This is a genomic window from Microbulbifer flavimaris (assembly GCF_001641755.2).
GTDB classification, from domain to species: domain Bacteria; phylum Pseudomonadota; class Gammaproteobacteria; order Pseudomonadales; family Cellvibrionaceae; genus Microbulbifer; species Microbulbifer flavimaris.
On record NZ_LRFG02000005.1, the window covers coordinates 1 to 20,853 of the forward strand.

Here is a 20,853-nt window from a genome sequence, read left to right on the forward strand (position 1 = left end):
ATGGTTTCACGACGCTCAGTGGTTTATGGACCCCGGCCTGCGCCGGGGTGACGACGGTGTGTATTGCAGCGCGCTGTGGTCGCCAATCCCACCATCGTCATGCCGGCGCAGGCCGGCATCCAGTGTTGTGGCTGAGCCAGGGGGTTATGGTTTCACGACGCTCAGTGGTTTGTGGACCCCGGATCAAGTCCGGGGTGACGACGGTGTGTATAGCAGCGCGCTGTGGTCGCCAATCCCACCATCGTCATGCCGGCGAAGGCCGGCATCCAGTGTTGTGGCTGAGCCAGGGATTATGGTTTCACGATGCTCAGTGGTTTAGAGACCACGGCTTGCGCCGGGGTGACGACGGTGGGGCTGGGATCGAAAGGGAGACTCTCGTTTCTTCATGCGCGATGCTGATCCTGTACCAGCCCAGATCCGAGACCGGTCTCCTGTTTTATTTCTCGCGCTCTCTCCACCTCATTCGCTGAATCAATCGTTCTGGCACCGGTCATTCCCGGACAAAGAACCAACTGCCAACTCCCCAAAAAAACCTTCAGAATCAGGCCAGATAAGCCTGAACCATAAATGAGGCATCCGTACCAACCCGATCTTTCCAATTTCTCAGGCGGGCTGGGCAGTCGGCGGCTATACAGATTCTTGTGCCGCGCTTCGCACCACTGATATGCGAAGTGACGAAGTGCAAATAATCAGTAGAAGCCGAAATACGAATTGGGGTGTTGGTGTTTGATGAAGGTTTTACTCGTTTTCGGTACGCGCCCGGAGGCCATCAAAATGGCGCCGCTGGTACGGACCCTGCGGCAGGATGACCGCTTTCAAGTGCGCGTGTGCGTCACCGGCCAGCACCGGGAAATGCTGGACCAGGTACTGGCCCTGTTTGAGATTGAGCCGGATTACGACCTGGATATCATGCAAAAAGGGCAGGACCTGTACCAGGTTACTGCGCGGGTGTTGCTCGGTATGCGGGAGGTGCTGGACGACTTCCTGCCGGACAAGGTGTTCGTGCACGGTGACACCACGACCACGCTCGCCGCTTCATTGGCTGCCTATTATCGCCAGATTCCCGTGGCCCACGTGGAAGCCGGCTTGCGCACCGGCAACCTCTACAGCCCCTGGCCGGAGGAGGCCAACCGCAAGCTCACCGGCGCCATCGCCCAGCATCATTTTGCGCCCACCGAGCTTTCCCGCGACAACCTGATTAATGAATCCGTTTCCAAGGATGCCATCCAGGTAACGGGAAATACGGTGGTGGATGCACTGCTGGAAGTAGTGGAGCGCATCCAGCAATCCGAAACCCTGAGCCGCAAACTGGCGGATCAGTTCCCGTTTCTCGATGAGAGTAAAAAGCTGATTCTGGTGACGGGCCACCGTCGCGAGAGCTTTGGCCAGGGCTTTGAGGATATCTGCTCGGCCATCCGCCAGATTGCAGAGCGGGACGATGTTCAGGTGGTCTACCCGGTACATCTCAACCCGCGGGTCCGCGAGCCGGTCAACCGGCTATTGATGGGGCTCGACAACGTGCATCTCATCGAGCCCCTTACCTACCTTCCCTTTGTTTACCTGATGAACCGCAGCTACCTGATCCTGACCGACTCCGGCGGAATCCAGGAAGAGGCACCGTCACTGGGCAAACCGGTGGTGGTGATGCGCGAGACCACCGAGCGGGTCGAAGCGGTTGCTGCCGGCACGGTCAAGCTGGTGGGTACCGATGTGGAAAAGATTGTCAGTGCCGTGCAGTTATTGCTGGACGATGACAACGAATACGGGGCCATGAGCCGGGCCCACAATCCGTATGGCGATGGCTTTGCCTGCGAAAAAATAGTGGAGGGGATACTCGCGGATGTCCACGAATACACAGTTTGAAAGAATCTCTGTCCTCGGACTGGGTTACATCGGTCTGCCCACGGCGGCGGTGTTTGCCTCACGGGGAGTGGAGGTGGTCGGCGTTGATATCAATCAGCGGGCAGTGGAAACCATTAATGCCGGTCGCGTCCATATCGTCGAGCCGGACCTGGATATTGTGGTACAGGCCGCCGTCAATACGGGCAAGCTGCGGGCCACGCAAGTGCCGGAGCCTGCCGATGCCTTCTTGATTGCGGTGCCGACACCGTTCAGGGAAACGCCGGAGGGGCATTCCCGTGAGCCGGACCTGACCTATATCCGCGCTGCGGCGGAGTCGATTGCGCCGATGCTGCAGAAGGGCAACCTGGTGGTGCTGGAGTCCACCTCCCCGGTGGGCACGACGGAACAGCTGTCGCAATGGTTGCAGCAAGCCCGCCCGGACCTGACTTTCCCCCATGTATGTGGCGATGCCGCCGATGTGCGCGTGGCGCACTGCCCCGAGCGTGTGTTGCCGGGCAAGGTGTTACAGGAGCTGGTGAGCAACGACCGGATTATCGGCGGACTCAGCCCCGCCTGCAGCGCTGCGGCTGTGGAACTTTACAAGATCTTCGTGAAAGGGGAATGCATCCTCACCAACGCCCGCACCGCGGAGATGACAAAGCTCACTGAAAACGCCTTCCGCGACGTGAATATCGCCTTTGCCAACGAGCTCTCGGTGATCTGTGACCAGCTGAAGATCAATGTCTGGGAGCTGGTGCGCCTCGCCAACCGCCACCCGCGGGTCAATATCCTCAATCCCGGCCCCGGGGTGGGCGGGCACTGCATCGCCGTGGACCCCTGGTTCATTGTCAGCAGCTGCCCGGACCAGGCCCGTTTGATGAGCCAGGCTCGCGCGGTCAATGACAGCAAACCGGCGTTTGTGGTGGATAAGGTGCGCAAGGTCGCTGAACAGTTCAAGGAGCCGATCATTGCTTGCCTGGGCCTCTCCTTCAAAGCCGATATCGATGACCTGCGCGAGAGTCCGGCTATGCGCATAGTCGAAACGCTGGCAGAGAGCTGTTTTGGCGACGTGGTCGCCGTAGAGCCGAATATCAAGGAGCTGCCGGGCAGCCTCTCTGACAAGGGTGTTCGGCTGGTGGACCTGACCACGGCACTGGAGAACGCCAACGTGGTGGTGGTGCTCGTCGATCACCGGGAATTCCGCAATCTGGATCCCTCACTGTTTGCCGCCAAGGCGGCGATTGATACCCGGGGTGTATTCGCCTGATCACAGAATGACACCTCTGCAGGAAGCAACTGATAATTCCAAGGAATGAATGCTTGCCATGAAGACGCTGCTGACGTTGGACTATGAACTCTTCTTCGGCCCCCGCACCGGCACCGCCGGTACCTGCCTGATTGATGCCACCAACCGCTTGCTGGAAACCCTGAAGCCATTTGATGCGCGCGCGGTGTTTTTTGTGGATGCAACGTACCTGGTGCGGCTGCGTCACTACGCCCAGACTCATGCACAGGCAGCAAAGGACTACGCCGCTGTGGTGCGGCAGATCCGCCAGCTGGAAAGCGACGGACACCAGATACAGCTGCATATTCACCCGCACTGGATGGACTCAACCTATGACGGCCAGGCATGGCACCTGGATACGCGCCGTTACCGGCTCGGCGATTGGAGCCGCGAAGAGACTGAGAAAATTATTGCCGATTGCACCGCGGAGCTGAACCGCCATTTGAAGCACAAAGTGTTTGTCTTCCGCGCAGGGGGCTGGTGTGTGCAGCCGTGGATGCATATCGGCAAGTTCCTGCAGGACAATGGCATTACGGTGGACTGTACCGTTTACAGCGGTGGCCAGAGCCTTCATGCCCCGCATCTGTTCGACTTTTCCAGTTCGCCGTCACTGGGCAGCTGGAAGTTCGAATCGGAGCCGTGCCGGTTGGTGCGCAATGGTGCCTTCACGGAAATGCCCATCTCTTCCATGCGGGTTTCGCCAGTGTTCTTCTGGCGGTTTGCGCTCAACCGCCTGTTTGGTGATCTCTCAGAACATCATCCCTTTGGCGATGGCTGCGCCATGCCCAATGGTCGCAAAGAGCTGCTGCGAAAACTGACCCGCTATTCAAAGATTCCTGTGTCTGTGGATGGCTTTAAATCGTCCCTGCTCTGCGATGCCTATTTGCGGGCACTTTCCCATGGCAAGACCCACTTTGTTGCCATGGGGCATCCCAAAGCATTGTCGGAATACTCGCTGGGTAACCTGCGCCAGTGGCTGACGGAAGTGTATTCACGTGATGAGCGCCTGGCGGTTTTCGACCGACCTGTGAAGGTAGAGGCCCCGGCTGTCGCCGAAGCCGTCTGATGAGCGCGGTGATGGACAGGCCTCGCCCGATCGGTAGTTGGCAGGTGTTTGGATTTAAAAAGGTGGTGTGTGGAAAGGATTGAATTGCTGCAGATGCCCATGGATGTCTCGTCCATGGAGGAGACGGTAACCCTGATCGGGGACCGGGTTGGGCGCAAACAGTTTACCCAGCATGTGGTTGTGAATGTGGCCAAGCTGGTCAATGCGCGTAAAGACGCGGCGCTGGCCCAGTCCGTAACTGCATGCGACCTGATCAACATCGATGGCATGGGGGTGGTCTGGGGGGCGCGGTTTCTCGGCCATCCGGTTGCAGAACGGGTGGCCGGCGTGGATCTCTTTCAGCAATTACTGGCCATGAGTGCCAGAAGAAAATTCCCCGTCTTCTTCCTCGGCGCAAAACCCGAGGTGGTGGAGCAGGCTGCCAGTGTCTGCCGCCAGCAACATCCGGATTTGCAGATTGCCGGCTACCACCACGGCTACTTCTGGGATGACGAGGAAGCGGTGGTGGAGAAAATCCGCCAGTCCGGAGCACGCTTGCTGTTCGTGGCGATCACCTCTCCCCTGAAAGAAAACTTTATCAACCGCTGGCGACACCGGCTAGGCGTCGATTTTGTGATGGGGGTCGGTGGCACCTTTGATGTGGTGGCCGGCAAGGTCAAACGTGCGCCGGAGTGGATGCAGCGCGCCGGGCTGGAGTGGCTCTATCGGGTAATCCAGGAGCCCCGCCGGATGTGGAAGCGCTACCTGGTGACCAATTCTGCCTTTGCCTGGCTGCTGCTGCAGGAGCGGTTTCACTATGCGTTTGGCAGTGAGGAGTTCGGGTTTGGGGATTGATGGCGGATTAGTGTGGAGTTGGTGCTGTTGGTTGACGGTTGCCCAGTAGCCACACTGCAGGGGTGTGATGATGCGGTGAATTTGGGATGCCGGCCTGCGCCGGCATGACGACGGAGAGCATTGGCGTGCTTCCTTGTGCCGAATAAGGGAATAACAGAAAACCGCAATCACATAACCCCATCATCCCGGCGCAAACCGGAATCCATCCCATGTATTGCAGGCAGTTGATAAGGGGCTGACCGCCACTGCAATTTTCAAAGCTAGAAAGACAATACCCTGGCAACTATTCGCGCCTAAAACCGCTTCTGTTCATAACCGACACCTCACCCCACCTGAGTTCACCTTTTCCACCTACACCGCATCGGGCCGCCGTCTATATACAAGGTTGCACTTGAGTCCCACTTGCAGGTGGTCGGTGTGACGAGGAAAAAATAGTTGGAGCGTTTATGCGAATTCTGGTGACGGGCGGCGCGGGATTTATTGGCAGCGCGGTGGTGCGTTTCCTGCTACGGGAGACGGGGCACAGTGTGCTGAATGTGGATGCGCTGACCTATGCGGGCAACCTGGCTTCCATCCCACTGCTGGCGGGCGGTGCGGCAATCGATCGGCAACGCTATCGCTTTGCCCGGGTCGACATCCGTGATCGCGATGGTCTCGAGCAGTGTTTCAAGAGCTTCCAGCCCGATGCAATCATGCATCTGGCAGCCGAGACCCACGTAGACCGCTCCATCGACGGGCCGGCGGAATTTGTCAGTGCCAACGTAACCGGCACCTGCACACTGCTGGAGGTAACACGCAGTTACTGGCGGGGCCTTGCCCCTGAAGCGCGGCAGAATTTCCGCTTCCACCATGTGTCAACGGACGAGGTATTTGGTGACTTGGGGGCCAATGGCTATTTCAGCGAGGACACCCGCTACGATCCCAGCTCTCCCTATTCTGCCAGCAAGGCTGCCAGCGACCATCTGGTGCGCGCCTGGCACCGGACTTTCGGCCTGCCGGTGGTGCTGAGCAACTGCTCCAATAATTACGGTCCCTATCAATTCCCGGAAAAACTGATTCCCCTGACGATCACCAATGCCCTGGCCGGTGAACCCCTGCGGGTCTATGGCGATGGCAGCCAGGTTCGGGATTGGCTCTATGTGGAGGACCATGCGCGAGCACTGTATCGGGTGCTGACCCGTGGCGCCGTTGGTGAAACCTACAACATCGGCGGCCACTGCGAGCAGCGTAATCTCGAGGTGGTCACCGGCCTTTGCGACATCCTGGAAGAGGTGGCACCGCACAAGCCTTTCGGCGTCAGTCGCTATCGTGACCTGATCTGCTTCGTGGCGGATCGCCCCGGCCATGATCGCCGCTATGCCATCGACGCGGGCAAGATCGCCCGCGAGCTGGAATGGATGCCTGCGGAGACGTTTGAAACTGGCCTGCGCAAGACCGTGCTCTGGTATCTCGATAATGAGAACTGGTGGCGACGTGCAGACACGCCGCTCTACAGCGGCGAGCGCCTGGGGCTCGGCGAGACACAAGAGGAGATGCGCGAATGAAAGGGATTATTCTCGCCGGCGGCAGCGGCACGCGCCTGCACCCGATTACCTGGGGGGTGTGCAAGCAGCTACTGCCGGTCTACGACAAGCCAATGATCTATTACCCGCTGACCACGCTGATGCTGGCGGGTATTCGGGATGTGCTGGTGATCTCCACACCGGATGACACGCCACGCTTTGCGCAGATGCTCGGCGATGGCAGCCGCTGGGGTGTCAATATCCAGTACGCCGTACAGCCATCACCGGACGGTCTGGCGCAGGCATTCATCATTGGTGAAGAATTTATCGACGGAGACTCCTGTGCCCTGGTTCTGGGTGACAACCTGTTTTTCGGCCAGGGACTGACGGCGACACTGGAGCGTGCCTCGCAACAGGAACACGGCGCCACCGTGTTTGCCTATCCGGTCAAAGACCCGCAGCGTTTCGGGGTCGTTTCCTTTGATGCATCCGGACGCGCTATCGATATTCAGGAGAAACCGCAGTACCCCAGTTCCCGCTACGCGGTGACCGGGCTTTATTTCTACGATGAGAAGGTCGTCGACCTGGCAAAGGAGGTAAAGCCGTCTGAACGCGGCGAGCTGGAGATAACAGACCTCAATCGATTCTACCTCGACAACGGCGAGCTCAATGTGGAGATTCTCGGTCGAGGCGCCGCCTGGCTCGATACCGGTACCCACGATTCACTGCTACAGGCGAGCCAGTTCGTACAGGCGATTGAGCATCGCCAGAGCCTGAAGGTGGCCTGTCCTGAGGAGGTGGCCTGGCGGCGAGGGTGGATTGACCGCGATCAATTACAGTCACTGGCAATGCCACTGATGAAAAGTGGTTACGGCGAGTACCTTATGGACCTGCTGGAATACTGACACGAAAGATTATCTATGGAGATCATCGAAACTTCCCTCGCCGGCGTAAAAATCGTGGAACCCCAAGTCTTTGCTGACGAGCGGGGTTTCTTCCTGGAGACCTGGCAGCTGACCCGCTACAAACGGGCCCTGGCATTCAGTGCCGGACTTGAGTTTGTGCAGGACAACCACTCGCGATCGGCCAGGGGTGTCTTGCGCGGCATGCATTTCCAGCAGCGTTGTCCGCAGGGAAAGCTGGTGCGGGCCGCCCGCGGCGAAATCTACGATGTGGTGGTTGATATCGATCCGGTTTCGGTGACTTTCGGTGAGTGGATTGGGGTGCACCTCAGCGAAAAGAACCACCGCCAGCTGTGGATTCCGCCGGGCTATGCCCATGGGTTTCAGGTGTTGTCTGACTCGGCGGACGTGGAATACAAATGCACCGACTATTATGTACCGACAGATCAGTGCGGGGTGGCATGGAATGACCCGCAGTTGGCGATCACGTGGCCGCTCGAGGATCCGCTTGTCTCGGAACAGGATGGGCAGTGGCCGACTCTGGAACAACTCCAAAATCACAACAGGGAGCGTGTAACGCCGTGAAGATCCTTTTATTCGGTGCCAATGGCCAGGTGGGACGTGCCTGCCGGGATGCCTTGCGACAGCCTGGCTGGGAGCTCACTGCCTTTGGGCGCAAGCAGGCAGATTTCATCTGCCCGGACCAGGTGACCGCCTGTGTGCAGCGGGCCAGGCCGGATATGGTCATCAACGCGGCGGCCTACACCGATGTGGAGCGTGCGGAAAAAGAGCCGGATGTCGCCTCCAAGGTGAATGGAGAGTGCGTGGGGGCACTGGCTGCCGCCTGCGCATCCATGAACATACCGTTGATTCACCTGTCCACCGACTTTGTCTTTGATGGCCAGGGGTCGCGCGCTTACCGCGAGGATGACCCGGTCGCGCCAATCAACACCTATGGCGCGAGCAAGCTCAAAGGCGAGCGCCTGCTGCGCGCGGTGCATCCGAAGTATCTGTGTCTGCGCACCAGTTGGGTATTCAGTGCCCAGCCGGGGAATTTTCTCAGTACCATGCTGCGGCTTGCGGGCCAGCGCACCACCCTGAGTGTGGTGGGTGACCAGGTCGGCTGTCCGACTTACGCCGGTGATATCGCCGAGGTGATCGCCCATTTGATCCGACGCTATGAAGAATTTGAAGACCTGCCGTGGGGGCTCTATCACTGCAGCTCGCCGGAACCCTGCAGCCGCTATGAATTTGCGCGCCATATCTTCGCCGAAGCCGAGGCGGAAGGGTTGCTGGACCCTGCACCCTGGGTGAAAAAGATCAGCAGCTACCAGTTTCCCACCCTGGCAGCCCGGCCGGCTTACTCGGCCCTCGACAGCAGTAAGCTGGCGGATCTGCTTGGTCATCCACTACCTCACTGGAACCGGGGCATCCGGCAGGCCTGTCAGGCGCTGGCAAACCGGGATGTGCCGGCAATCACCCCCTCGGTTCTGAATTAGTCTGAAGATTGGCAGGTGGGTTGATCGCGCACTGCGAACGGGTAGTCAGCTCCGAGCCCTGGCGCGGCTCAGGAGTTGATTAAAAAATAGGCTGCTAGTGAGAGGCGAACCTGATAGACTGCGCAGCCTTTTGACCCCCCGCCGCACCAGGCCCCTGCCGATTGTTCGTGGGCCCCTTTGCAGCCTCAAGTGAAATCCGAAATGACCGATACCCCCGAGCCCGTTGGCTTTGACCAGCTCAACCTGCCCGCCAATATTCTCAGTGCCGTCCAGAAATTGGGCTACGAGACCCCCTCGCCGATTCAGGCCCAGACCATTCCCTCCCTGTTGGACGGGCGCGACGTACTGGGCCAGGCCCAGACCGGCACCGGCAAGACCGCGGCTTTTGCGCTGCCGCTGCTGGCACAGCTGGACGTGAGCAACAAGCGCCCCCAGGCACTGGTACTGGCACCGACCCGTGAACTGGCCATCCAGGTGGCCGAGGCCTGCCAGTCCTACGCCCAGAACCTCAAAGGTTTTCATGTGGCGCCGATCTACGGCGGCGCGGACTACCGCGGCCAGATGAAGCAGCTGCAACGCGGCGTACAGCTGGTTGTCGGCACGCCGGGCCGGGTGATGGACCATATGCGCCGTGGCAGCCTCGACCTGTCCAACCTCAAGACCCTGGTACTGGACGAAGCCGACGAAATGCTGCGCATGGGCTTTATCGATGACGTGCAGTGGGTATTGGAGCAGCTTCCCGAGCAGCGCCAGATTGCGCTCTTCTCCGCCACCATGCCGCGAGAGATCGCCCGTATTGCCCGCGATCACCTGCACGATCCGGTAGAGGTCAAGATCAAGGTCAAGACCGAGACCGCCGAAACCATCCGCCAGCGTTACTGGCCGGTGGGCGGCCTGCACAAGCTGGATGCGCTGACCCGTATCCTGGAAGCGGAGCCGGTGGACGCCACCATTATCTTTGTGCGCACCAAAAACAGCACCGTGGAACTGGCGGACAAGCTCGCCGCACGCGGTTTTGCCAGTGCCGCATTGAACGGTGACATGGCGCAGAACCTGCGTGAAGGTGTGATCGACAAGCTCAAGAAGGGCAAGCTGGATATCGTGGTGGCCACCGATGTGGCGGCCCGCGGTCTGGATGTGAAGCGCATCAGTCACGTAATCAATTACGACATTCCCTACGATACCGAGGCCTATATCCACCGGATCGGGCGTACAGGGCGTGCCGGCCGTGAGGGTGACGCCATCCTGTTTGTGGCACCCCGCGAGCGGCGCATGCTGCGCATTATCGAGAAGGCCACCAAGAAGTCGATCGAGCAGTTGGAGTTGCCCAGCGCCAAAGCGGTCAACTCGGCGCGTATGCAGCGTTTCCGCGAGCGTATTACCGGTACCCTGGAAGGTTCTATCGACCTGGCACCGTACCGCCAGCTGGTGGACGAATACCTGTCCATGAATGAGACAGATCCACTGCAGGTCGCTGCTGCGCTGGCAGCCATGGCCCAGGGTGACCAGCCGCTGTTTGTGAAGGAGCAGGAGCCGAGAAAACGCCGTGAGCGCGATGACGACTTCGAGCCCCGTGATCGCAAGCAGGGCAGCTTTAAGAAAGACAAAAAAATGTCCTCGCCGGACGAGGGTATGGAGCGCTACCGTATCGAGATTGGCCGCGAGCACGGTGTGCGCCCGGGCAATATCGTCGGTGCGATCGCCAATGAAGTGGAGCTGGAAAGCTCCTATATTGGCCGTATCGAGATTTATCGGGAGTTCACCACCGTGGATCTGCCGGAAGGAATGCCGAAGGAAATCTTCCAGCACCTGAAGAAGGTGCGTGTATCCGGCCGGCCGATGAATATCTCCAGGTTCGAGGAAGGCAAGGGTGGGCCGCCAGCCAGGAGCGGCAAGCGCAAGCCCGGGGCGGGCAAGCCGAAGCACCGCAAAGTAAAGCGCGGTGACTGAAAAGAGAAATAAAAAAAGCGGGTGAGAAATCACCCGCTTTTTTTATGTCTGACGCACGACCCTGGCAGCCTTCCGCAGGGCAGTGCGCCCGTCAGCTTTCCCTCCCGCTGGGCAGCATACGCCGCAAGGTGGCATCCTTATTGACCAAGTGGTGCCACACTGCGGCAGCCACATGCAGGCAGATCAAAACCAGTAAGGTATTCCAGACCAGCTCCTTGTGCAGGTATGCCAGCTGTTTGGCAATATCCGTGTTCTTTTCAACGAAGCCGGGAATCTCAAAGAGCCAGAAAATGGTGGTGTCGGAGCCGGCAAACTGTTTCATGATCAGGCCAAGGATTGGCATTGCCAGGAGAAGGGCATAAAAGGTAACGTGCGTGATACGGGCCACGATGCGCTCCATGGAGCTGCCCAGCATTTGCGGCCGTGGGTGGGTGGTGCGCCAGTAGAGACGTAGCGCAACCAGCAGCAGAATGGTGAGACCGATGGAGAAATGCAGGGTCTTCCACCACTCGCGCATCGGGTCGCCTTTCTGGTAAAACTCATGCAGCTCCACCGAGCCCCAGGCGAACAGCACAAAGATGGCAATTAGCCAGTGCAGACCTTTACTAACTGGGTTCCACTGCGATGGAAGCGTCATGGAGTAGTTCTCTTTTTCAAATAATCGGGATCTAGAGAATACCTGACGCCAATATAAAACTGCAATCTAAGTAATTTGAAATGATCAGCTATGGATTTATGCAATTAACCCTTACAGTTTTATAGCTTTGATCTGGTTGCAGTATGTGCGCAGGATGATTCTTCATTGATTCCTGTTCGTATGTGCAAAGCCAGGGGAGAGCAGTGGTAGCCTGATGCAATTCCACATCATATTTATCTCTCTTGGGTCTCAGAACGAGGGTGCCGTAAACTGTAACCATCCCGGGTTTTATTTCGATACTACCGATTTGATTCTGGCCATCTCGTTTTTGGCCTTCCGGGATCCATAATGCCGAGCAAAGTGGTGAGCGACCTCGCTTGCAGAATTTGGGGCCAAAGTCTATGTGACTGATGTTGTAGATCCCTGATTTGAGCTTCATGAGTGCCTGGTCAGGAGGCACGTGTACCAAAGTATTCGAGCTATTCCGCAAGAGCGCGACCCACGAAGGTTGCTCTTTTTGTGTGGGTACTGTCACCGCAGTAATCGATAAATAGCCTTCTTCCCCACTAGCTATTGTGGGTGTAGTGTAAAAGCAGGCGGATAAAGCACATGCAAAAAGACTTGGGAGGAGAGTTGGTTCTGCTGTAGCGCAATATTTCCTTTTTACCCTGGTGCCGATGTGTTTCCTCTTAAGCAAGTTACGAGCAATCATCATGGGCGCCTTCAGCTTCCGCTTTCTGTAGAAATTCACGACCGCGTTGCCTGCGCGGCCGTTGTTAGGGGTTTTAAGCTGGATGTGAATATCTTGCCCTAGGGGTCAATTTGTTGCCACGTCCACCGCCCCATTCAGCCGGAAAGGCACCGATTCGACAAATGGCTTGATGCCCATCGCCTGATAAAGCTCATCCGGGCGATACAGATTCTGGCCCTCGATGACCAGTGCCGTGCGACGCAGGGCAGTGATGTCTTCCAGCGGGTTGCCATCGAGTAACACCAGATGCGCCTTCTTGCCCACGTTCACGGTGCCACTCTGGTCGAGAGCCCCGACTACCCGGGCGGGCTCGATGGTGGCGGTGCGCAGGACATCGGCGTTGGGAATGCCCGCTTCGGCGTAGAGCTCCAGTTCCCGCAGCAGGGTGAAGCCGGGCAGGCCGTCGGTGCCGGCGACCATTGGTACGTTGTGCTCATGAAGCTTGCGCAGCATGGCCAGCAGTGCGGCGGAGCTTTTGCTGTAATGCTCGCGGTGCTCTGGCTGGATATTCAGCCAGCTGCCAACCAGATTGCGGCGGGCATTGACAGGCAGGTGGTCGGCCACGGTCTGATACTCCCTGTCCAGCTGGCCAGCCTCGCCCTGTAGCAGCGAGCGGAATACAGTCACCGTGGCATCCACCACCGTACCCTTGTCGGCCAGCTTATCCAGGAACGCGGCGACTTCCGCGCTGTCCAGGTCAATCTCATGGGCGTGCTCTCCCACCTCGGTGAAGCGCAACTTCTTGCGGGTATCGATGGAGCCCATGAAGTTGAGGAACAGCATATTGATATGCTGGATTTCGTCGAAGCCCGCATCAACCGCCTCCTCGGCGGTCATGAACGCCGGGATATGGCCGCTCAGGCGCATGCCGCGCTTGTGGACATGCTCGGCAAGGGGCGCGATCCACTCGGGCTCCATGGAGCTGTAGGTTTTGATCTGCATGTAGCCGCGCTCGGCATACCAGTCTGCAGCGGCTTTCGCCTCCTCCAGACTCTTTACCGTTTTGCCAAGTCGCATCGCATTTTCACTGTCGCGATCGATAAAGCCGGCGCGATAGATCGGGCCGCCGATCGCCTTACCTGAATCGAACAGTTTTTCCGTAAGCATGATTTTTTCATGCGCATTGCCGATGTCACGCACGCTGATGACGCCGGCAGCCATGTTGAGGAGCCCATGCTCAGGGCTCATATGGCCGTGCATGTCCCACAATCCAGGCATCAGGGTCATGCCGCGTGCATTGATACGGGTAACACCGGGAAAGCGAATCGGCTGCAAGCTGATGCGGGTGATCTTTCCATCTTCGATCAGCAGGTGGCGACCGCGAAGCAGTTGACCCTGTTCAACGTCGACGATGTTGACGTTGTTGATGAGTATAGGGGTCTCCGACTGGTGGGTATGTTGGCCCGCCAGTGATTGCAGGTATTCGTTGCTGGCCTGCATCTCCCGTTCTTTCAATGGTTGCAGGTGGGACTTGTCCCAGCCCTTGCGCAAAATTGCAAAAAAGGCGATGTCATGTGAGGCGAACAGGTCTCCTTCTTCATCGTACCAGGCGAGAAAGGGAGTGAAGTCGAGCCCGCTGACGCCGTACAGGTAGATGGTTTTTTCCATGTCCCCCTGTGTAACGGTGCGCTTGTCCAGCTGCTCGAGTCGCGCCTGCCCCTGGGGCAGCAGCTTGAGCGTATGCCCGGGACTCGCCAGCAACGCCTTGGCCAGTTGGGCTTTCATGGCGATGGTGGGATTTTTGGGGACAAAAAACTGGGATGCGGACGACTTGGCACTGCCTCGTTCATCGCTGCCTTTCCATTCAGCCAGCCCATCGGCAAGGGTGAAGGTCTCCTCCACCGGTGCCCCACCGGGGCTTATACCTTTTATGTGGATAAATGTGGGAATGCCCTTGGGGCCAAGCTCAAACTCCTCGGTCATCTTGATGCGCCGGTTGTTCCAGCCCAATTCCAGGGTTCCGGAAACTCGATTGTCCTCGCGAGTGATCACCTCGTGTCCGGCGACACCTTCTGGATCGTAGAAGACATACTCGATGGTTTGAGCGGATAGTTTGGACGCCCAGAGAAGCAGGGCGGAGGTGAGTACCACAGCGAAATTCAGAAACTTCATGGTGGTTACCTTTTATTTATGGTTTTTTCAGCCGGACAATCCTGAGGACTTTTTGCGGGAGCGACAATGGCATCTGGTGACACGTGGATACTTTGGCGCCATTTACGACGTAAATAGTGGATCGTCCGCCAGTGATTCTTGATTGATGAGCTGTGCAGCGGTGGGGTGAGTGGAGTTCAGGCGATGGCGAGTGCCGGGGAGGAAAATGCGAAACCGGCTTCCCGCCTGTGCGGCGAGAAGCCGGTGTAACTTTGCGGATTACTGCGCGTAGCAGTCCCGGGTCATGTTCTCGATGCGGTCCTCGTGCACGATGACGTTGTCCTCGATCCGCACACCGCCGAAGGGACGCAGTGCCTCTACCTTGTCCCAGTGCACCTCGCTGGCCAGGTCGCTGTTTTTCAGGTCGGCCAGCAGGCTGTCGATGAAGTAGAGGCCGGGCTCGATGGTGAAGACCTGGTCTGCTTCCACGGTACGGGACGTGCGCAGGAACGGGTATTGCTCTGGTGGCGGGGTGGTCCCGCCTTCTGGCGCAGTCTGGTGACCGCCCACGTCGTGGACCTGCAGGCCGAGGAAGTGGCCCAGGCCGTGGGGCATAAAGGGTCGCGTCAAACCACTTTCCACCGCGCTCTCGGCGGAGGATTTGATTACACCGAAGCGGTTCAGCAATTCGCCGATCTTGTGATGGCACTCGAGGTGCAGGTCCGGGTAGGGGGTGCCGGGCTTGAGGCCGGCCACCAGTTCCTGCTCTTTCTCATCCATGGCCGCCACCAGTTCGGCGTACTCCCCGTCCCGGTAGGCATAGCTGCGGGTGATGTCCGCGCAGTAGCCGTTGTAGTCGGCACCGGCATCGATCAAAAAGCTGCGACGCTCCGCCTCCGGCAGGCGTTTGGTGTTGAGATGGGTGTAGTGCAGGATGGCCGCGTGCTCGTTCAGACCAACGATATTGCCGTAAGGCATCTGGTTCTCACCCTGGCCGGCGGCATTCAGGTAGGCCAGGTTGATTTCGAACTCGCTGGCGCCGTCACGGAAGGCCGCCTCGGCAGCGCGGTGGGCCCTGACTGCAATGCGGTTGGCTTCCCGCAGGCAGGCCATCTCATACGGAGTCTTGTAAGCGCGTGCCCAGTGCAGCCGGGCCAGCAGTTCTTCCGGATTGGGGGTGCCCACGGACCAGCCTTCCAGGCCATCGGCTTCGCCAATAAATGCCGCGTTGTCGGCGCTGAGGAACTGTTTGGCATCGGCGGGCTTGCTCAGCAGCTCGATGTCGTACTCGTCGCTCCAGAACGTCTGCGGCGCAGGCGGCACGTAGTGCCAGAAGTCCACCGGACGGTAGAACAGCAGCTTCGGTTTCTGCCCGCGGCGGTAGATGATCCAGCTATGGGGGTTGTCGGTCACTGGCACCAGGGCCTTGAACTGGGGGTTGACCCGAAACGGGTAGTAGTTGTCGTCTAGGAACTGGACCTTGGGCTTACCACTAAATACGTTGAGCGTCTCGTAACCGCACTGCTCGAGGATGTCGTCATAGCGGCTCTTGAGTGTGGCGAGATGTTCGGCGTAGAGGTTCTTGTCCATGGAATTCCTTTATTAGTTGCTCGCGGTCGGCGAGGCGGTGTGATTCAGCTAATCCGCTTAGTGTATAGTCTGACATTCCACAACTCCCAGTCATTTGGCCTGAATTTTTGCCATGGAAAAGAAGATACTGCTGACAGATTGCCCCGACGCAAAGGGCCTGATCGCGAAGATCACCAACATCTGTTACAAGCACCAGCTGAACATCACCAAGAACGATGAATTCGTGGACCGGGAGCGAGGTCGCTTCTTCATGCGCACCGCGCTGGAGGGCAACTTCAATGACGAAACCCTGCTGGAAGACCTGGACATGGCACTGCCCCAGGGGGCAGAACGACGCCTGGTTCCCAGCGGGAAAAAGCGCCTGGTATTACTGGTAACCCGCGAGCCCCACTGCCTGGGGGATATCCTGATGAAGTGTTTTGCCGGGGCACTGGATGTGGAGATTGCGGCGGTGATTGGCAATCACCCGGACCTGGGCCCCCTCGTCGAGAAGTTCGAGATCCCTTTTTATCACCTGCCAGCGGAGGAGTTGGAGCGCGAGCAGCACGAAGAGCAGGTGATGACGCTGGTGGATCAGTTCGCCCCGGATTACCTGGTGCTGGCCAAGTACATGCGGGTGCTGACCCCGGCGTTCGTGGCACACTACCGCGGTCGCATCATCAATATCCATCACTCGTTTCTGCCGGCGTTTATCGGTGCCCGGCCCTACCAGCAGGCCTATGAGCGCGGAGTCAAAATCATCGGCGCCACGGCGCATTTTGTCACTGATGACCTGGATGAGGGGCCGATCATCGAGCAGGCTGTGATCTCGGTGGACCATGGTTACTCTGCCGAGGGTATGGCCGCAGCCGGGCGGGATGTGGAAAAATCGGTTTTGAGTCGCGCCCTGCAACTGGTGCTGCAGGAGCGGGTATTTATCCATGGCAACAAGACGGTCGTATTCAAGTAGCCTGGCAGCAGTAGGAGACGATAATGATAACAATCAACAACAATCGCCGGCTGGGTCGGGCTCTGTGCTTCGCGCCCCTGTCTCTGCTCCTGTTGGCGGGGTGCGCCAGTGAATCAACAGCGCCGATACCAGGGCTCAGCGAAACTTTCCACACCGAAATCGCTGCCAATGGCGCCAAGCGCTTTACCTATACCCTGGAGATGCGCAGCCCGGAATTGCCGCGCCCGGTCACCCGCGAGGATGTGAACCGCGCGCGGATCCAGCGGGAAACCATGTTGCGCACGGGCCAGCGTCCCCGCGGCCCGCGGATCGATGAAATGGCCTTCAATCGCTCCCTCAATCAAAAACTCACTGAGACCGGGTTTTGCCGCGACGGCTTTTTCGAACTTGACCGCACCCTGTTCGTCGGAGGGGGGGAGGTACGCGGAGAATGCCGTGATGGTGCCCGGCGCTGACCAGTGGTGTGTCGGTGAGTGCCACGATGGAATATAAGGGAAGCATTGCCAGCTGGGATGATGGCCGTGGCTATGGCTTTATCCAGCCTGAAGGTGGTGGCTCGCGCGTGTTTCTCCATGTCAGCGCCTTCGATCGCAGGTATTGCCGGCCGGAACAGGGAATGGCGGTCAGGTTCAGTTTGGGGCGGGATGATCGCGGCCGACCGAGGGCAGATAGTGCGCGCCCTGCAAATGCAAAGCGCAGCCCGAATCGCCCGGGGCGACAGCGGCGCAGGGCGCTCCCGCTAGTCGGGGTGTTCTTTGCCGGGCTGGCTGGACTCTCGGTTTGGGGCTGGCTGCCCTGGTCAATTACCGGTCTTTACCTCGCGCTCAGTCTCTTGACCCTGCTGCTCTACTTCAAGGACAAGCGGGCTGCGGTGCGCGGGCATTGGCGGACGCCAGAGCAGACACTCCACCTGTTATCGTTGCTGGGCGGATGGCCTGGAGCGGCCCTGGGCCAGAGCCTCCTGCGGCACAAGTCCAGAAAAGGGTCCTTCCGGATGGTCTACTGGCTGACGGTCGGTCTCAACCTGGCGGCGCTCGGTTACGGCCTTACCGCAGAAGGGCAGCAGTGGCTCCATCAACTGGACAGCTTTTTGATGCGTATTCCCGCCAACCTGTAAGCAACAGGCTCGCGGTTCACTGAACGATCATCCCCTGTGGGGATGCAGCCATCGCCATACCGCCCTGTCTGTTCTTTTGTATGGCCACCTCCACCGCCTCGCGTATCCGTGCAGATTGATCCGACGGCGCGAATGCCGTCTTTGTGCGGCGCCTGAAGTCGTCTCTTCCTCCCCCAATGCGCGTCTGGCAACCACTTTGGCGTAGCGGTCTTCGTTTGGCTAAAAAACAACCGTTACACTCAAGGGAGGCTATGGAGGGTCGCGTCTTGAGAGGTTTTCTACGCGGGAGCTTGGTTGTCATTAGCCTGCTTGCGCTCATCGCGTGCGGTGGGGGAGGCGGCGGTGACAGTAAGAGTAGTACTGCGGCAACGACCGCTGCGGTCACATCGACCAGTGCAGCAGCAACAATCCAAACCGGCCGGCTGACGGAAGTCATCATTGCTGGTCTGGCATACCGCACCGAGAGCCAATCCGGTGTTACCAGTGACACGGGAGAGTTCTCTTACCTGCCGGGAGAGACGATCCAGTTCTTCCTCGGCGATACGCCCATCGGCTTTGCTGTGCGCGCGCAGGAAAGGCTGCGAATTCTGGACCTGTTCCCCGATATCCGCCTCTACCGCAACTTCAACCAATTACGGCGGCTATTCAGCGCAGCGCCTTTCAATCGGGAGCGGATCGACTTTAACCGCTTCCACAATACCCTGTTCCTGCTCGAGGCATTTGATCGTGATTCGGACCTGGGTAACGGTGTTGTGATCGAGCCGGGCGTTCGTGACCTGCTGGAGAATATTCTGTTCGATGTCGAAGTCGATGCCCTCGACTATGCCCGCCACTATGTGCCACTGATTTACTTCCGCAACCGGGCCGATGAATTGGGGCTCGTGGACTCGGGGGCGGTCCTCGATACCGGCATGGTTCTGGATACCTATTACGAGGCCATCGAGCTGGTCGGCAGCTTTTTCGTACCTGTTTTCAAGAGTCGTGACTTCCTCTTTGATGAGATTCTCGATGAGCTTGAACGCTTCGACTATGACGACGACGGCAACATCACCGAACTGGTCACCGAATCCGACCGCGAGATTCTGAGACGGGTTTCCCGTTTTGCCACTTACGATGGGTTTGGCAATATTCTCACCTGGAGTTTCGAGCCCGATGCCTTTCTTGTCGACGATGAGTTCGCGGAGTTCGAGTATGACGATGCCGGGAACCTGGTCAGCCTGAGGGAGGACCTCGACGGCAATGGCACCCTCGATCGGGTGAGAAACTGGGCATATGATTTTGGAGACCTGTTCTTCTCTGTGACTTACACCGAGGATTCCGACGGGGATAGTGTGGTCGACGAAGAGTTCACCGTTTCATACCAGCTGGATGAACGGGGCCGGCTGCAGCAAGTGCGCCGCGATGACCAGCTGTTGGCTGAATACACTTTCCAGGAAAACGGACGCACGGCTTCAGAAACAATCTTTTCGCCACGCAGCGGTGAACCGTTTCGTGTGATCGAGTTTGACGAGGCGGGCAGGGTCAGTTCGCTGCGTCGACAGCTTGGCGATGCAGGGGAGGGGCTCTGGGAGTTCTTCTACGGTTCGCGGGATAACCTGGTTCGCGCGCGATTTACCCGCTCCGGTGCCGACTTTGTCGAATACCGGATTCTGGTGGAGTGGGAATATGATATCCAGGGTAACCTCACCCTCTATACCGTCGACCTGAGGGAGGACGGGGACACGGATTTCTCCCGGGAGTATGTCTACGACGACAATGATCGCCTGGTGCGTGAAGTCTGGTTCGAATTTACCGGCGACCTGCGCACCGCAGTCTTCGAAATTGCTTATGCCTACGATACGGATGGTCTGCTGATACGAAAAGTACAGACCAACCTGCTCGCCTCCGCGCCCCTTCTGCCCAGTACCGATGTGGTGGCCTTTATCTACAGCTATGACGATCGCAATAACCTGGTCTCTGTGGTGCGCGACGATGGCAACAATGGATCGCTGGATTTTGAAAAGGCCTTTGAGCTGCGGCGGGAGAACTGGCGGGCGGCACTGCTCTGGATCGAGAACCCCTCGGTTTATTCGGCCTCACCTTTTGCAGAACTGCCCAGCCGGCAGATTTTGCGCCGGCGCCTTATCGCGGAGCTGGAGACGGAGGACATTGTCGACAGCAGCCTGGAGCGCCTGCTGCGTACTGACGAGGAGTTTCGCAGGTTGGCCGGCCTTGAGGTCATAAGCATCAACTGCGAAACGCCCTTCGCGCTCGAGTTTTTCGACAATGGCGAGGTTATTCTGCGGGATCGCTCGGATGTCCGGGAGGATGCCGTCGTCCTTACCTGGTTCCTGCTCATGCGTGGGGTTGTAGTGATCGAGGATGGTGGGCTGGAGTACAGTTTCCGCCTCCGGCGCTACCCGGAGATCCCCCGGGTCTACCCACAAGCCGCGGGCCCCGGGGGGACTATCGTTACGCTGGAGCCGCTGGATTTTTATCCGCTGCCGTACGCATGCAACTATCGGGCGAGATCTGAAAAGGTGGATTTTCGGCCAGTCTGGCGTGAGGAGGTTGATATCAGTCGCAGGTGATCTGTAAAGGCGTCGCTGCAACAGAGCAGTGAGAATAATCCGCATCGCAGAAGAGGGGTGGTTTCAGCAAGGCACCTTTCGCTTGGCGCATAAATCCGCATTGTTTTTAACAATCAAACCAGCTCTCCTCTTAATTTTTTGTGATTTCCATCCGCCGATTGATCCCATTTCGGTATTTCAATAGGCTGCATATCACAACCTCAGCCAGCTTGGGGTAACGCTCCTTTCGCACTGAACCGACACAGATCACATCGGTCGCGAGCGGGAG

General features: G+C 58.4%; 16 protein-coding genes. 13 read left to right on the forward strand and 3 right to left on the reverse strand.

Annotated features, from left to right (window positions below):
• The first annotated feature begins 729 nt into the window (after window positions 1-729).
• From wecB to AWR36_RS12930, 9 genes are all read left to right on the forward strand, one after another.
• Window positions 730-1,863: a non-hydrolyzing UDP-N-acetylglucosamine 2-epimerase gene (gene wecB / locus AWR36_RS12890; RefSeq protein ID WP_067085638.1), complete on the forward strand. Its 1,134-nt coding sequence runs from the start codon at window positions 730-732 to the stop codon at window positions 1,861-1,863.
• Window positions 1,841-3,109 carry a UDP-N-acetyl-D-mannosamine dehydrogenase gene (gene wecC, locus AWR36_RS12895; RefSeq protein WP_067085640.1) on the forward strand — a complete coding sequence of 423 codons (1,269 nt, stop codon included), beginning with the start codon at window positions 1,841-1,843 and terminating at the stop codon, window positions 3,107-3,109. Before wecB ends, wecC begins: the two co-directional genes overlap by 23 nt.
• A 58-nt stretch (window positions 3,110-3,167) precedes the next feature.
• Window positions 3,168-4,193 (forward strand): polysaccharide deacetylase family protein, encoded by a 1,026-nt coding sequence (locus tag AWR36_RS12900; RefSeq protein ID WP_067085642.1) that lies wholly within the window; start codon window positions 3,168-3,170, stop codon window positions 4,191-4,193.
• A gap of 69 nt (window positions 4,194-4,262) precedes the next feature.
• Window positions 4,263-5,027: a WecB/TagA/CpsF family glycosyltransferase gene (locus AWR36_RS12905; RefSeq protein WP_067085644.1), complete on the forward strand. Its 765-nt coding sequence runs from the start codon at window positions 4,263-4,265 to the stop codon at window positions 5,025-5,027.
• Window positions 5,028-5,473: 446 nt separating this feature from the next.
• On the forward strand, window positions 5,474-6,571 hold the full coding sequence (gene rfbB, locus AWR36_RS12910) for a dTDP-glucose 4,6-dehydratase (protein WP_067085646.1): 1,098 nt from the start codon (window positions 5,474-5,476) through the stop codon (window positions 6,569-6,571).
• On the forward strand, window positions 6,568-7,434 hold the full coding sequence (rfbA, locus tag AWR36_RS12915) for a glucose-1-phosphate thymidylyltransferase RfbA (RefSeq protein WP_067085648.1): 867 nt from the start codon (window positions 6,568-6,570) through the stop codon (window positions 7,432-7,434). Before rfbB ends, rfbA begins: the two co-directional genes overlap by 4 nt.
• A gap of 15 nt (window positions 7,435-7,449) precedes the next feature.
• A complete protein-coding gene (rfbC, locus tag AWR36_RS12920) occupies window positions 7,450-8,016 on the forward strand; it encodes a dTDP-4-dehydrorhamnose 3,5-epimerase (RefSeq protein WP_067085650.1) in 567 nt (188 codons plus the stop codon).
• On the forward strand, window positions 8,013-8,930 hold the full coding sequence (rfbD, locus tag AWR36_RS12925) for a dTDP-4-dehydrorhamnose reductase (RefSeq protein ID WP_067085652.1): 918 nt from the start codon (window positions 8,013-8,015) through the stop codon (window positions 8,928-8,930). Before rfbC ends, rfbD begins: the two co-directional genes overlap by 4 nt.
• Window positions 8,931-9,131: 201 nt before the next feature.
• Window positions 9,132-10,880, forward strand: a complete 1,749-nt coding sequence (locus AWR36_RS12930) for a DEAD/DEAH box helicase (protein ID WP_067085654.1) — start codon at window positions 9,132-9,134, stop codon at window positions 10,878-10,880.
• 91 nt (window positions 10,881-10,971) lie between these two features.
• Here AWR36_RS12930 and AWR36_RS12935 read toward each other — a convergent pair whose 3' ends face one another.
• From AWR36_RS12935 to pepQ, 3 genes are all read right to left on the reverse strand, one after another.
• Window positions 10,972-11,517: a cytochrome b gene (locus AWR36_RS12935; protein ID WP_067085657.1), complete on the reverse strand. Its 546-nt coding sequence runs from the start codon at window positions 11,515-11,517 to the stop codon at window positions 10,972-10,974.
• Between the two features lie 817 nt (window positions 11,518-12,334).
• Window positions 12,335-14,380 (reverse strand): amidohydrolase family protein, encoded by a 2,046-nt coding sequence (locus AWR36_RS12940; RefSeq protein ID WP_067085659.1) that lies wholly within the window; start codon window positions 14,378-14,380, stop codon window positions 12,335-12,337.
• Between the two features lie 258 nt (window positions 14,381-14,638).
• Window positions 14,639-15,949: a Xaa-Pro dipeptidase gene (pepQ, locus tag AWR36_RS12945; protein ID WP_067085660.1), complete on the reverse strand. Its 1,311-nt coding sequence runs from the start codon at window positions 15,947-15,949 to the stop codon at window positions 14,639-14,641.
• A gap of 112 nt (window positions 15,950-16,061) precedes the next feature.
• Here pepQ and purU point away from each other — a divergent pair, with 112 nt between their 5' ends.
• From purU to AWR36_RS12965, 4 genes are all read left to right on the forward strand, one after another.
• Complete coding sequence (gene purU / locus AWR36_RS12950; RefSeq protein ID WP_067085661.1) at window positions 16,062-16,898, forward strand: formyltetrahydrofolate deformylase; 837 nt, start codon at window positions 16,062-16,064, stop codon at window positions 16,896-16,898.
• Window positions 16,899-16,921: 23 nt separating this feature from the next.
• Complete coding sequence (locus AWR36_RS12955; RefSeq protein ID WP_067085662.1) at window positions 16,922-17,353, forward strand: hypothetical protein; 432 nt, start codon at window positions 16,922-16,924, stop codon at window positions 17,351-17,353.
• A 26-nt stretch (window positions 17,354-17,379) separates the two neighbouring features.
• Window positions 17,380-18,015, forward strand: a complete 636-nt coding sequence (locus tag AWR36_RS12960) for a DUF1294 domain-containing protein (RefSeq protein WP_067104716.1) — start codon at window positions 17,380-17,382, stop codon at window positions 18,013-18,015.
• Between the two features lie 290 nt (window positions 18,016-18,305).
• The gene (locus AWR36_RS12965; RefSeq protein ID WP_067085663.1) at window positions 18,306-20,585 is read left to right on the forward strand and encodes an RHS repeat domain-containing protein; all 2,280 of its coding nucleotides are present in this window, start codon (window positions 18,306-18,308) and stop codon (window positions 20,583-20,585) included.
• The last annotated feature ends 268 nt before the right edge of the window (window positions 20,586-20,853 follow it).